14 protein-coding genes are annotated in these 12,598 nt (G+C 52.1%); 13 read left to right on the top strand and 1 reads right to left on the bottom strand.

Going from position 1 to position 12,598, the window contains the following annotated elements:
- Positions 1-47: 47 nt before the first annotated feature.
- The 7 genes from ACWXW9_RS02940 (at position 48) to ACWXW9_RS02910 (ending at position 7,226) form a co-directional block, all read left to right on the top strand.
- Positions 48-692: a precorrin-8X methylmutase gene (locus ACWXW9_RS02940; protein WP_014278561.1), complete on the top strand. Its 645-nt coding sequence runs from the start codon at positions 48-50 to the stop codon at positions 690-692.
- Positions 693-766: 74 nt separating this feature from the next.
- Positions 767-1,912, top strand: coding sequence for a cobalt-precorrin-5B (C(1))-methyltransferase (locus tag ACWXW9_RS02935; protein ID WP_494928213.1), 1,146 nt, complete (start codon positions 767-769; stop codon positions 1,910-1,912).
- On the top strand, positions 1,905-3,161 hold the full coding sequence (gene cbiE / locus ACWXW9_RS02930) for a precorrin-6y C5,15-methyltransferase (decarboxylating) subunit CbiE (protein WP_494928212.1): 1,257 nt from the start codon (positions 1,905-1,907) through the stop codon (positions 3,159-3,161). The genes ACWXW9_RS02935 and cbiE overlap by 8 nt, the downstream gene beginning before the upstream one ends.
- 29 nt (positions 3,162-3,190) lie before the next feature.
- Positions 3,191-3,907, top strand: a complete 717-nt coding sequence (gene cobI / locus ACWXW9_RS02925; protein ID WP_494928211.1) for a precorrin-2 C(20)-methyltransferase — start codon at positions 3,191-3,193, stop codon at positions 3,905-3,907.
- Entirely contained in the window at positions 3,904-4,698 is a 795-nt protein-coding gene (gene cobM / locus ACWXW9_RS02920; protein ID WP_134912100.1) for a precorrin-4 C(11)-methyltransferase, read from the top strand. Before cobI ends, cobM begins: the two co-directional genes overlap by 4 nt.
- Positions 4,691-5,779: a cobalt-precorrin 5A hydrolase gene (locus ACWXW9_RS02915; protein WP_494928210.1), complete on the top strand. Its 1,089-nt coding sequence runs from the start codon at positions 4,691-4,693 to the stop codon at positions 5,777-5,779. Before cobM ends, ACWXW9_RS02915 begins: the two co-directional genes overlap by 8 nt.
- On the top strand, positions 5,772-7,226 hold the full coding sequence (locus ACWXW9_RS02910) for a cobyrinic acid a,c-diamide synthase CobB (RefSeq protein WP_494928209.1): 1,455 nt from the start codon (positions 5,772-5,774) through the stop codon (positions 7,224-7,226). The genes ACWXW9_RS02915 and ACWXW9_RS02910 overlap by 8 nt, the downstream gene beginning before the upstream one ends.
- Before the next feature lie 171 nt (positions 7,227-7,397).
- On the opposite strand, the gene ACWXW9_RS02905 is transcribed toward ACWXW9_RS02910, so the two are convergent.
- The gene (locus tag ACWXW9_RS02905; protein WP_431086269.1) at positions 7,398-7,847 is read right to left on the bottom strand and encodes an AbrB/MazE/SpoVT family DNA-binding domain-containing protein; all 450 of its coding nucleotides are present in this window, start codon (positions 7,845-7,847) and stop codon (positions 7,398-7,400) included.
- 428 nt (positions 7,848-8,275) lie between these two features.
- Here ACWXW9_RS02905 and ACWXW9_RS02900 point away from each other — a divergent pair, with 428 nt between their 5' ends.
- The 6 genes from ACWXW9_RS02900 (at position 8,276) to ACWXW9_RS02875 (ending at position 12,398) form a co-directional block, all read left to right on the top strand.
- On the top strand, positions 8,276-8,914 hold the full coding sequence (locus ACWXW9_RS02900) for a ThuA domain-containing protein (RefSeq protein ID WP_494928208.1): 639 nt from the start codon (positions 8,276-8,278) through the stop codon (positions 8,912-8,914).
- Between the two features lie 101 nt (positions 8,915-9,015).
- Positions 9,016-9,375 carry a phasin family protein gene (locus tag ACWXW9_RS02895; RefSeq protein ID WP_494928207.1) on the top strand — a complete coding sequence of 120 codons (360 nt, stop codon included), beginning with the start codon at positions 9,016-9,018 and terminating at the stop codon, positions 9,373-9,375.
- Position 9,376: 1 nt separating this feature from the next.
- Positions 9,377-11,047: an ABC1 kinase family protein gene (locus ACWXW9_RS02890; protein WP_494928507.1), complete on the top strand. Its 1,671-nt coding sequence runs from the start codon at positions 9,377-9,379 to the stop codon at positions 11,045-11,047.
- 23 nt (positions 11,048-11,070) lie between these two features.
- Complete coding sequence (locus ACWXW9_RS02885; RefSeq protein WP_494928206.1) at positions 11,071-11,643, top strand: hypothetical protein; 573 nt, start codon at positions 11,071-11,073, stop codon at positions 11,641-11,643.
- Between the two features lie 92 nt (positions 11,644-11,735).
- A complete protein-coding gene (locus ACWXW9_RS02880; protein ID WP_494928205.1) occupies positions 11,736-11,975 on the top strand; it encodes a hypothetical protein in 240 nt (79 codons plus the stop codon).
- Positions 11,976-12,398: a type II toxin-antitoxin system VapC family toxin gene (locus ACWXW9_RS02875; RefSeq protein ID WP_494928204.1), complete on the top strand. Its 423-nt coding sequence runs from the start codon at positions 11,976-11,978 to the stop codon at positions 12,396-12,398. It begins immediately after the preceding gene.
- Positions 12,399-12,598 lie beyond the last annotated feature (200 nt).

Here is a 12,598-nt window from a genome sequence, read left to right as displayed (position 1 = left end):
TAAAATGCGTATATAAACTAATTTTCCATAAAGGAGTAGTCGAAACGATGGATTTTAAAACAGATTTCAAACCGTTAACGGTGCAGCCGCAGGAGATTGAGGGCAAAAGCTTCGAGATGATCACGGAAGAACTGGGAGAGCATCCTTTTACAGAAGCGCAATATCCAGTCGTACAACGTGTGATTCACGCGTCTGCTGATTTTGAGCTGGGCCGCAGCATGGTGTTTCATCCGAAAGCGATTGAAGCCGGGGTTGCAGCCATTCGCGCAGGGCAGCAGGTCGTTGCTGACGTGCAAATGATTCAGGCTGGTCTGAGCAAGGATCGTATCCGTCAGTTTGGCGGAGATGTGCATGTGTACATTTCGGACCCGGACGTGATGGAGGAAGCAAAAAGACTGAATACGACACGCGCCATTATTTCGATGCGCAAAGCGATTCAGGCAGGTGAAGGCGGTATCTATGCGATTGGTAATGCGCCGACAGCGTTGCTGGAGCTGATTCGTCTGGTGAAAGAAGGAGCGGCCAAGCCAGGCCTGATTATCGGAATGCCTGTCGGCTTCGTATCGGCGGCAGAATCGAAGGACGAGCTGCGCAAGCTGGATATTCCGTTCATTACGAATATTGGGCGCAAGGGTGGCAGTACCATCGTCGTGGCGGCATTGAATGCGATCTCCTTAATGGCTGTCCGCTAGATGCGGTTGCCCGTTTGCTGTATCATGAAATGAATTGGAGCATGAACAGCATGAGAGGTTAAGGAGGAATGGGTATGGAAAAGGAAGCGGCGTCCGCCGACAGACCCAAACGGATGAAAAGTGGTGAAGCCCCCGCGCCGGACAAGCCGATGCGGTCAGGCTTTACAACCGGAGCCTGTGCGGCTGCGGTTGCCAAGGGAGCGGTGCAACTGCTCATCACGGGCATTCCGCCGAAGGAAGCGGTGATATCGCTGCCAGCGGGATTCGATCATGCGTTTGTGCTGATCGAGCCTGTGTTGGACGCGGACGAGGCTTCCTGCACAACGATCAAGGACGGCGGCGATGACCCGGATGCGACACATCAGGCGAGAATTATCGCGTCTGTTAGCTGGCGAGAGGAACCGGGCATTGAGCTCGACGGCGGTATCGGCGTGGGGCGGGTGACGAAGCCTGGCCTGCCTGTACCTGTCGGGGAAGCAGCGATCAATCCGGTGCCGCGCCGGATGATTACGGAGGCCGTCACTGACGTGCTTGAAGAGCATGGATCGGCCAAAGGTGTCCGTGTCGTCATCAGCGTACCGGACGGCGAAGAAATCGCCAAGAAGACGCTGAATGGGCGACTTGGTATTCTTGGCGGTATTTCCATACTGGGTACGCGAGGTGTGGTAGTTCCATTTTCCACGTCGGCTTATAAAGCCAGTGTCGTGCAGGCCATATCGGTTGCGCAAGCGATGGATTGCAAGGAAATTGTCCTGACCACAGGCGGCAGCAGTGAAAAATATGCAATGCAAATGTATGATCAGCTCACGGAAGAAGCCTTTATCCAGATGGGCGATTTTGTCGGCTTTGCGATCAAGCATGGAAAACGGCTGGGAATGAAGAAAATCATTCTCGTCGGCATGCCCGGCAAGCTGTCGAAGGTTGCTCAAGGTGTCATGATGGTTCATTCCAAGAGCGCCCCGGTGGATTTTGGCTTTTTGGCCGAGGTCGCGCGTGAAGCGGGTGTGGACGAATCGCTTGCAGCGGCGGTGGCTGAGGCGAATACAGCTACACAGGTGGCGGATATGATGACCGAAGCGAATGCGTTGAGCTTTTTTGAAAAGCTGTGCACCTATGGTTGTCAGCATTGTCTGGAGCATGCAGGTGGTGGAATCGTTGTAGAAATGGTACTGGTAACGATGAAAGGGAATGTGCTGGGGAGGGCGAGAGTCGGTGAGTAGAGTGATCCGTGTCATTGGTATCGGTGAAAATGGAGCGGCAGGTCTGTCGCAGGAGACGCTGGAGCGAATCAAGCGTGCGGACGTGCTGGTTGGCGGAGAGCGCCAACTGGCCTTTTTCAAGGCAGCCGCAGGGGAAAAAAGAACATTAAAGAGCGGCTTCTCCGCCGTGGTGGAAGAATTGGGACGTTTGCGTGAGGATAAGGATATTGTCGTGCTTGCGTCAGGCGATCCGCTTTTTTTTGGCATCGCAGGGTATTTGTCCGCCAAGCTGGGGGCTGAGCATCTGGATATTTTGCCGCATCTCAGCTCGGTTCAGTTGGCATTTGCACGTCTGGGAGAGAGCTGGCAGGATGCGGTGCTGGAAAGCATACATGGCCGTCCGATAACCGGACTGGCACAGCGGATCGACGGACAGCACAAGGTCGCGCTGCTGACGGACGATCAGAATCATCCCGCCGCAGTCGCTGCCTATCTGCTGCATTACGGCATGACGGAATACGATGCCTTTGTTGGCGAGCATTTGGGTGGACCGGATGAGACGTATCGGCATTATACGCTGGAAGAGATGGCGCAGGGAACGTTCCAACCACTGAATGTGGTTATTTTGCGCCGCCGTAAGGGTGCGGACGTGCTTGCGATTCGTCGGGGATTTGGCTTCGAGGATGCGGAATTTCACCAGCGCAAGCCGGAAAAAGGGCTGATCACGAAGCGTGAAGTACGCGTATTCAGCTTGTCCGAGCTACGTCTGACAGAGCGAAGCATCGTATGGGACATTGGCGCAGGGTCCGGCTCTGTAGCTGTGGAGTGTGCGCGGCTGGCGAAGTACGGGCAAGTGTTTGCCATTGAGAAGAATGAAAGTGATCTCGCCAATGTGGAAGCGAACAAGATCAAATTCCGCACCGATTTTCCGGTCATTCACGCCAAAGCGCCTGCCGGACTGGAAGAGCTGCCAGACCCGGATGCGGTGTTTATCGGCGGGAGCGGGGGAGAGCTGGCGGAGCTGATTCGGCTGTGCGCTTCCCGTCTGCGTACGGATGGACGAATTGTAGTGAATGCCGCAACGATTGAGACGCTGCATGACGGCATGAAGGCGATGCAAGAAGCGGGGCTGGAAACCTCGGTGACGTTACTGCAAACAGCGCGTAGCAAGCCAATTTTGAATATGACGCGTTTTGACGGACTGAATCCGATATATGTCATTACAGGGCGGCCGTCGGTAGAAGCGGCTGACGAGGTAGCAGGGGAGTAATTTGGTAGATCAAGAGGGGGAGAGACAGCATGAATACGGCGGCAACAGGAACACTTTACGGCGTAGGCGTGGGGCCGGGTGATCCCGAGCTGATTACGGTCAAGGCGTACCGCATGCTTCAAGAATGCGCAGTTGTGGCTTATCCGAAGAAACGTCGGGGAGGCAAATCGTATGCCCATGAAATCGTGGAGCTGTACGTAAACCCGGAGGAAAAAGAGATGCTGGGGCTCATTTTCCCGATGACCAAGGACCCGGTTGTACTGGAACGGGAGTGGAACAAAACGGTGGTTGCCTGCTGGGAGGCTCTGAGTCAAGGCAAGGATGTAGCCTTTGTCACCGAGGGGGACCCGAATCTGTACAGTACCTTTATTCACTTGGCGCGTCTCATGAAGGAGCTTCATCCCGAGGTGCCGATTGTATCTATTCCGGGCATTTCCTCCGTTTTGGGAGCAGCGGCGGCACTGGAGTTGCCTTTGGCAGACGGAGATCAGCAGGTCGGTATTATTCCGGCTACAAATGATAAGGAAGCGATGAAGCGGGCGATTGAAAATCACGATACGGTCGTGTTCATCAAGGTCGCCAAGGTGCTGGATCTTATTTTGGATGTGCTGGATGAACTGAATCTGGGGGATCGGGCGTCTGTTATTACCAAGGTCACTTCTCCTTATGAAATGGTATGGCGTAACGCACGTGAGCTGCGCGGACAGGAGCTTGAATATCTAAGTCTGATGGTGGTGAGCAAATGAGTTTGGAGCCGAAAGTATATATCGTAGGAGCGGGTCCCGGCGACCCGGAACTGATTACCGTCAAGGGTTCTCGGATTTTACGTACAGCCGATGTTGTGTTGTATACGGATTCACTTGTGAACGACGAGCTGATTGCCACGGCCAAGCCAGAGGCGCAGGTGCTGCAAAGCTCAGGCATGGATCTGGAGCGACAGGTCGAAATTATGAGCGAGGCTGTACAGGCTGGACGCAGTGTAGCTCGTGTACATACGGGGGACCCGGCAGTGTACGGCGCGATTTTGGAGCAAATGGTGCTGTTGAAGCAGCGCGGAGTTGCTTACGAAATCGTGCCGGGTGTCAGCTCAGTCTTCGCTTCTGCTGCCGTACTTGGCGCAGAGCTGACTGTGCCTGACCTGACGCAGACCGTCATCCTGACGCGTGCCGAAGGCCGCACACCTGTACCGGATCGGGAAAAGCTGCGCGACTTGGCATCCCATCACTGTACAGTGGCGTTGTTCCTTAGTGCAACGTTGGCGAAGAAGGTCGTTGTCGAGTTTCTGGCGGCTGGCTGGAGCGAGGACACACCTGTAGCGGTTGTACAACGTGCAACCTGGCCAGACCAAAAGATCGTGCGCACAACGCTCGCTCAATTGCCTGCCGATCTGCGCGCAGCGGGAATTACGATGCATGCGATGATTTTGGCAGGCTGGGCGCTCGATCCGGGGCTGGTGGACAAGGACGCGCATCGTTCCAAGCTGTATGATAAGTCGTTCACCCACGGCTACCGGAAGGGAGTGAAGCCTGGTGAGTAATCCATTTGCCGCTGTGGCGATCACGAAGCACGGAGTGGAGATGGTTCGTAACTTAGGAGCCAGCTTTCCGGGAACGGATGTGTATTACATGTCCAAGTTTGAGCGGGGCGACGAGCAAGAGCGCGGTATTGAATTGTTCGAAGGCTCAGTTAAGCTGATTTTGCCGGATTTATTTAAACAATATAACGGTATTATTTTATTTATTTCCCTTGGTGCGGTCGTTCGTATGATTGCGCCGATTCTCGTGGATAAAAAGGTAGACCCGGCGGTGGTCGTCATTGATGATCGCGGGGAGCATGTCATTAGCGTACTGTCCGGGCATTTGGGCGGTGCTAATGAACTGACCCGTCATGTGGCTTCGGTACTCGGCGCGCTCCCGGTGATTACGACCGCATCGGATGTGCAGGGCACGATTCCGGTGGACATGTTCGGTCGGGAATTGGGTTGGGTGGTCGACAGCTTCGACAAGGCAACTCCGGTGAGCGCGGCTGTTGTGAACGAGGAGCCTGTGGCGCTTGTGCAAGAGACAGGCGAACGGAACTGGTGGCGTTATGACAAGCCTGTGCCTGCCCATATCAAGGTATATGGTTCGATGGCAGAAGCGTCACAAGAGCCGTTTAATGCGGCCTTGCTCGTTAGCGACCGTCTGCTGGAGCCGGAGGAAGAGGAACAGTTCCTAACGAATGGCGTGCTGTATCGTCCGAAAAGTCTGGTGCTCGGCATCGGCTGTAATCGGGGTACTGCTGTGGAGGAGCTGGAGGCTGGCGTGCTGGACACCTTGAATGAGCTTCGCTTGTCTGTGAAAAGCGTGCGCAATATTGCCACCATTGATCTGAAAAAGGATGAAGAGGGCTTGCTTGCCCTTTGCTCCAAATATGGCTGGGAGCTGGTGACGTATACGCCTTCAGAGCTAAACACCGTACAGCTTCCCAATCCATCGGAAACGGTCTTCAAGTACACAGGAGCGTACGGTGTCAGCGAGCCTTCAGCTCTCTTGTCTTCCGGTGCAGATCATTGGCTGCTGGAGAAGAAGAAAAGCGGTAACATGACCATTTCCGTAGCACGGGTATCTTATGACTGACCGCAATAAGCAGGATGTGCAGACGGATCAAGCCGCTGGCGCGCGGAGAAGCCGTATCGTCGTGGCTGGAACAGGCAGCGGCGCGGGCAAGACGACCGTTACCCTTGGGCTGATGAAAGCTTTTGCCGATAGCGGTCTGCGGGTGCAGGGCTTTAAGTGCGGGCCGGATTATATTGATCCGACCTATCATACCGCCGCGACCGGAACGCCTTCGCGTAATCTCGACTCATGGATGACCTCGCCGGACACGGTGCGTGAAACCTTTATCCGCGCCTCCGAGGGTGCGGATATTTCCGTAATCGAAGGCGTCATGGGGCTGTATGACGGCAAGGACCCGCTCAGCAACACCGGGTCGACCGCCGAAATCGCCATGCTGACGGATAGCCCTGTGCTGCTGGTCGTTGACGTACGTAGTATGGCACGAAGCGCGGCCGCTATTGTACTAGGTTTCCAGCGTCTGGAGCCGAAGCTGCGCATTGCGGGTGTGATCGTGAACCGCTGCGGAAGCCAAGGGCATTACGGCATCGTCAAAAAGGCAATCGAGCAGGAGTGTGGCATCCCCGTGCTTGGCTGGCTCCAACGCGACGACGGGCTGGACATTCCCGAGCGTCATCTGGGCTTGGTCCCGGCTGTCGAGCGCGGTGAGCTGGAGCCGCTGTTTCAACGGGCGGCAGAGCTGATCCGCATGGGTACGGATTTGGACGCGCTGCGGGCACTGGCGGACTCGGCTCCGCCGCTGTCTTTGCCAGCGCAGCCGTTATTTGCCGCGGATCGGCTTTCGTCAGAGCCGCAAGCCGACGCCGGGGAACGTCCGGTTATTGCCGTCGCCCGAGATGCGGCGTTCAATTTTTACTATCCGGAAAATTTGGATTTACTGCGTCAGTCGGGAGCTGAACTTTCCTTTTTCAGTCCGCTAGCGGGAGAACGCGTACCTGAGGGTACAAGCGGCCTATATTTGGGCGGCGGCTTCCCCGAGGAGTTCGCCGCAGATATTGCTGCGAATACGGGCTTTCTGGAAGATATCCGCAACGCGGTAAACCGGGATATGCCTGTATTCGCCGAATGCGGTGGTTACATGGTGCTGGCGCGTACGCTTACAGATCGTTCCGGTGCTGTGCATAGCATGGCGGGGGTCATCCCGTCCGATGTGCGAATGCAGGACAAGCGGGCCGCGCTCGGATACCGGGAAGCAACTGCATTACAGGATTGTCTGTTGCTGGAGGCTGGAGAGACAATTCGGGGACATGAGTTTCATTATTCCGTGATGGTCTATGATGAATCAGCCTCCCGGTACCCTTATGCCTATCAAACCAAGGGGATGCGCGGGCTCCAGAGCGAAGGCTATGCGAAGGGTAACCTGTTGGCAGCCTACACGCATATTCACCTCGCCTCTTTTCCCAAAGCAGCAGCACGCTGGGTGGAAAAGTGCAGGGCATACGGTCAGTAATCCGCTATAGCACCCGTCGCAACTGTAGTCCCTAACAGGATAAATGAAGAATTTGATATGTACGCAAAAAGGCCGGTTCCCTTTATCACAAGGGTCCGGCTTTTCTAAACTTAGGCAAGATTCAACCTTACATTACATGGAAGCGTATTCATTACTCTTGTGATGATTCGTTCACATGAGCTTCTTCAACTGGGAAATCCTTCCCTGACTCACGCCTAGCATAGAAGCCAGTTGTTTTTGTGAGGATGCTGGATTCTCTTCCATAAGCTCTCTCATTTTTTCCAGAATAACATCTGTACGCTGATAAATCTTTTTCATATGCATATTTTGCTTGATTGGAGCCGAATTGGTTTCGGCCGAAGTGACTGGAAGCAAATCTTCCGTTTTCATTGCGGCTGCACATTCGTCACAAATAAACTGGTCCTTAAAATAGGTGTTTGTATCAACCGCACCGCAAAATATGCAATTGGTTGATTTGTACTTACGGAGCATGAGTGTCTGGTCTTCAATAAAAAACTCTAATGGATCGCCGATGTCAATCTCCATCGTCATGCGCAACTCTTTAGGAAGCACAATTCGTCCCAAGCTGTCCAAAGGCCGGGTCATTCCAGTCCTCTTCATTCATGCAACCTCCCCGGTTTTTAAGATTCATAGAATGTATAAGTTTTTAAGCAAAGCTTAACAATTCTACAACCGCAAGCATAAACTTCACTAAAAAGCGATCCAGCCTTTTAGAAAACGCATGGATACGCTTTTTTTCTTACGAGTATACCATAAACCGATTAATTCGCCAGCGTTCACGCATATAAATTTTTTGAGTATGTTTATTCCGATCAAATATATATGCTATAATCTTCTGCTAAAGGATTTCATAGCCCGCCTGTAGAATTATTTATATATGCCGTAGCTCGGATGATGATGGCGGTGTTATGCGCAACGGGTGAGGGCTAGTTGGAATTTTTGAGCCCAGAAACCACACAAATAAGAACAAATGACACGGGACATCGCCTTTAAAGTCCTTATATACAGATTAGCAAGGAGGATTCATCATGGAAAGAAGAAAAGCATTGTTGTTAGGAGATTATACGTATCCGGAGTTTCACCCGCTACAAGGGGTGGACGGAGAGATTAGTCATATTTTACAGGATTGGATGACGGTACAATGCAGCGAAAATCGTAAAATGCTGCTCAAGGAAAACCTGGCCTCATTTGATTTATGCATCTCGTACTGCGACAGCCGCAAGGAGGTTCTGTCTCCCCAGCAAACAGCAGGGCTGCTATCCTACGTCAGTGGCGGAGGTGGACTGCTCGTACTGCATAACGGAATTACGTTGCAAGGTCGGTATGAAATTGCACAGCTCATGGGGGCGCGTTTTTTGCGGCATCCTGCTGCGGGTCAGTTGTCCTTCAAGGTGACGGAGCCGGACCATCCGATTATGGAAGGGATTGAACCATTTGAGATCGAGGAGGAGCCGTATCGGTTTGATTTTGATCCGTTTACTAAAAAAACACTGTTGATGGAATACGAACACGAGGGCCAACGGTGGCCAGCAGCTTGGTCGTTGTCCTATGGCTTGGGTCGGGTCGTCTACTTGATGCCTGGACACAATCAGCCAAGCTTCCAGCATGAAGGATATCGCAAGCTGATTCTTCAGGCTGCCAAGTGGGCTGGACGCTTGCCGGGCTAACATAGCTGATGTCGTCAAACTAGGGAGGGGAGCTGCAGACTTTATGCGGTTCCCCTTTTCGGGTTATACTATAGGTAATCACAGGTAGGGGAGGATATATCATGAGCGATCTGTTCAAAAAAGCCATCTCATTGGGATTGGGCCTCACCATTGTCAGCAAAGAAAAGGTGGAAAAAGCCGTCGAGGATCTTGTGAACCGGGGAGAACTTGCACCCTCGGAATCCAAAGCGCTGGTTGATCGTCTGATCGAACGGGGCGCAGAGGAACAGGGACAGTTCAAAACGGTGATCCGCGAGCAGGTTAGCCGCATTTTGCAGGAGCTGGATGTACCTACCGAAAATGATGTCGCAAGTTTGGAACAACGTGTGGCATCCCTGGAAAAACAGGTAGCGGAGCTGGAAAAAGAAAAGGCGGCGCTTACGGGTTCGAGCGATGCTGAGGAAGGGAATCGACTGGATTAAAATGGCGGTTCGTATAAAGCACGCCGGTCGTTACCGGGAAATTGCCATGGCGCTGGCGCGTCATGGCTTTGGCTATATGGTGGAGGAAATGGGCCTGTTCCAGCTATTATCGCTGCCCCGCAAGTGGCTGACGAGAGAAACACCAGAGTCCAAAACGCTGGGCGAACGGATCCGACTGGTGCTGGAGGATTTGGGGCCTGCGTTCATTAAGCTTGGACAGTTGGCAAGCACGCGCACAGACCTGCTGCCGGAGCCGATTATCCGTGAGCTGGTCAAGCTTCAGGATCAGGTGCCGCCTTTTTCCTCTGAAACCGCACGTGGCATTTTGGAACAGGAGCTGGACACGTCATTGGAGGATATCATGGCCCGCTTTGACGATGTTCCGCTGGCTGCCGCTTCCATTGGTCAGGTGCATCTGGGGAAGCTGCACAGTGGAGAACTGGTCGCCATTAAAATCCAACGCCCTGGCGTTAACCGCATCATTCGGCGGGATCTGGATATTTTGAGGGAACTGACTGCAATGGCGGTCAAACGCTGGGAATGGGTGGAACGCTATCAGCTTAGCCAGATGGTGGAGGAGCTGGGCAGATCGCTCATTCAGGAACTGGATTACAACCATGAAGCCCGCAATACGGAGAAAATCTCGCTCCAGTTCGAGCAGGACCCGCATATTCATATTCCGAAAATATATTGGGACCATACCTCCTCACGTGTATTAACCATGGAGTTTTTGGATGGTACTCATCTGGGCAATCGCGAAGAACTATTACGTCGTGGATATGATTTGAAAGACCTGGCGCAGCGGCTGGTAAACAGTATGCTGCATCAAATATTTATTGAAGGTTTTTTTCACGCCGATCCTCATCCGGGAAATTTACTTGTCCTAAAAAATGGCAGTCTCGCTTATTTGGACTTCGGCATGACCGGGCGGCTGAGTGAAGAGATGAAGAATCATCTGGCCTCGCTCATTATTGCGCTGATGCGCAAAAATACCGATGCCATGGTTCGGGCAATCGAACGGCTGGGGCTGGTTGAGCCAGATACGGATATGAACGCGCTGCGTGCCGATCTGGATAAGATGCGCGAAGATTACTCGGACGTTCCATTCTCGCAGGTCAGCATTGGGGATGCCCTGAACGACCTGTTCGGCGCAGCACAGCGCCACCGGATCGGCATGCCTTCAGACGTCTTGCTGCTCGGCAAGTCGCTGCTGACGCTGGAAGGGGTAGTTGAGCATCTTGACCCTGATCTTAGTATTCTCGCTCTGGCGGAGCCTTTTGGCAACAAGCTGTTAAAGGAGCGCTTTAGCGGCCGTCGTATCCGGGGCAAGCTGCTGGGCGGTGCGACCGAGCTGGTCGAAACGCTGATGGAGCTACCAGGGCAGGCAAGGCATCTGGCTTCGATTATCAGCAAAGGCAAGCTCAAGCTGGAGGTCACCGTGCCGGAGCTGGAAATGCTCCTGCGCAGGCTGGATCAAATCAGCAATCGCCTGTCATTCAGCATTGTACTGCTGGCGTTCAGCATTATTATGGTCGGCCTGATTATCGGCTCATCGCTGAATCATCAGGCGACCATGCTGTGGAATGTGCCTGCGATTGAGATTGGCTTTGTCGTCGCACTCTTAATGGTTGCTTTTTTGCTATATTCTATTTTTAAATCGGGAAGATTTTAGATACCGATCGGAAAGGATGAGCCATGGATAATCATGAGATCAACACCATCCCCATTCATAGTTTCCAAATCACCGATGTGCCGTGGCACCGTCTGACGACCCCATATGGCAGGGGTACCGAGCTGCCGCAATTGATATCGGACGGAAAATATGATGACATTGCTAATCTGATTGAGCATCAGGGCACATTGTGGCAGGTTACGCCGTGGGCTCTGCTTTTCTTATTAAGAAATATACATGCGAGAAAAGTGAATGGTATCACGCTAGAGGAAGTAGAGTTATATCATGCAGTTATTGAGGCATTGGACATGGAGAATGCACAAGCCGACTCACAGAAGTCTGTCGAATCCCTGACCATGCTGTTGGATGAAAAATATTTGTGGCCAGAAGACACCGATCCTGAAGAAGATGAACTGGAATGGGAAGAGGAAGAAGCGCGAGGCTATGATCCGGTGGCCTTTTGGAGCTATTACGATTATAGCTTTCGGCTATTGAAACGGGCATTACCTGACTTTGAGAGCATGCTCCAGCATAGCTCCGACCCGGATATCTCTGACGCCCTATTGGAGCTTGTGCAGGAGTTGCAAAAATTTTAAATATAAGAAAACGAATCAAGCGAGCTGGTGTTCAGCACTCCAATATCAGGTGGACCATGCTGGAAACTAATTTTTGCTAAGGGGTGTTTCTGGTGGCAAAGAAATTAACGGATATACATCGTATACGCCTTCTAAGTCTCCTTCGGGATATTGGGTTCGACCCATCTAAGGTTACTATAGAAACTAAGGAAGGCGAAACCGAGGTTATTGATTTAGAGCCTTCATTACCTAAGGGACTGCAAGCTGTTTTGAAGTCGCGAGGCAGCTTAAGTAAGGAACAATTGCTTGAGATTGAAGAGAGCGTCAAGCAATCCAGGGAGAATTGGGAATAGATGGGGTACTTATTTGATACGAATGCAGCTATTGCCCTTCATAGACTTGATTCTTCCTTGGATGAAGTAATTCGACAGGCTGAGAAAGATAAAGAAAATATTTTCTTTTCAGCTATAACCCAGTCCGAGTTTATAGCTGGGTTACCTACTGATACCGACTTAAATTCGATACCTTTTCTTGGTGGGGATTTTATTTCAGTTGACTCAGAGATTGCAATTAAAGCGGGTCGTATCAGAAGAGAACAAAAAGATAAGTGTGGGAGAAAGCTTAAGACCCCAGACGCTTTGATTCTTGCCACAGCTATCATAAACAAATTGATATTGGTTACGGCGGATCAAGATTTGCAGTTCGCGGAGTTCGAGTATGAGGTTAGAGTGATAAATTTTAACAAACCGGAGTCTCAGGAATTGCGAAAATTTTAAATATAAGAAAACGAATTAAACGAAGGAAACAGGCGATATTCCAAGGAAACGCCTGTTTTCTTTTTCTAAACAGCCTCTTACCTGACTCGTTTCTGCGAACCCCTTGCGTTATAATGATGGACTGAACATAACGGGCGGGTTCGTGTGAGAGAAACGAGCCGAATCATAGGAGAGCCTATGCGATTGGCCGCTGGACGGAG

This window comes from Paenibacillus sp. LT-B23, from assembly GCF_059417685.1.
Note: the sequence above shows the minus strand (reverse complement) of the source record. Positions and strands in the feature narration are given on the sequence as shown.

Excerpts from the sequence above, each read along its gene's own strand:
- ACWXW9_RS02935 (WP_494928213.1), top strand. The coding sequence starts at position 767 with ATGGAAAAGGAAGCGGCGTCCGCCGACAGACCCAAACGGATGAAAAGT.
- cobM (WP_134912100.1), top strand. The coding sequence starts at position 3,904 with ATGAGTTTGGAGCCGAAAGTATATATCGTAGGAGCGGGTCCCGGCGAC.
- cobI (WP_494928211.1), top strand. The coding sequence starts at position 3,191 with ATGAATACGGCGGCAACAGGAACACTTTACGGCGTAGGCGTGGGGCCG.
- ACWXW9_RS02890 (WP_494928507.1), top strand. The coding sequence starts at position 9,377 with ATGGCGGTTCGTATAAAGCACGCCGGTCGTTACCGGGAAATTGCCATG.
- ACWXW9_RS02875 (WP_494928204.1), top strand. The coding sequence starts at position 11,976 with ATGGGGTACTTATTTGATACGAATGCAGCTATTGCCCTTCATAGACTT.
- ACWXW9_RS02940 (WP_014278561.1), top strand. The coding sequence starts at position 48 with ATGGATTTTAAAACAGATTTCAAACCGTTAACGGTGCAGCCGCAGGAG.
- ACWXW9_RS02910 (WP_494928209.1), top strand. The coding sequence starts at position 5,772 with ATGACTGACCGCAATAAGCAGGATGTGCAGACGGATCAAGCCGCTGGC.
- ACWXW9_RS02900 (WP_494928208.1), top strand. The coding sequence starts at position 8,276 with ATGGAAAGAAGAAAAGCATTGTTGTTAGGAGATTATACGTATCCGGAG.
- ACWXW9_RS02885 (WP_494928206.1), top strand. The coding sequence starts at position 11,071 with ATGGATAATCATGAGATCAACACCATCCCCATTCATAGTTTCCAAATC.
- ACWXW9_RS02895 (WP_494928207.1), top strand. The coding sequence starts at position 9,016 with ATGAGCGATCTGTTCAAAAAAGCCATCTCATTGGGATTGGGCCTCACC.
- ACWXW9_RS02905 (WP_431086269.1), bottom strand. The coding sequence starts at position 7,847 with ATGAAGAGGACTGGAATGACCCGGCCTTTGGACAGCTTGGGACGAATT.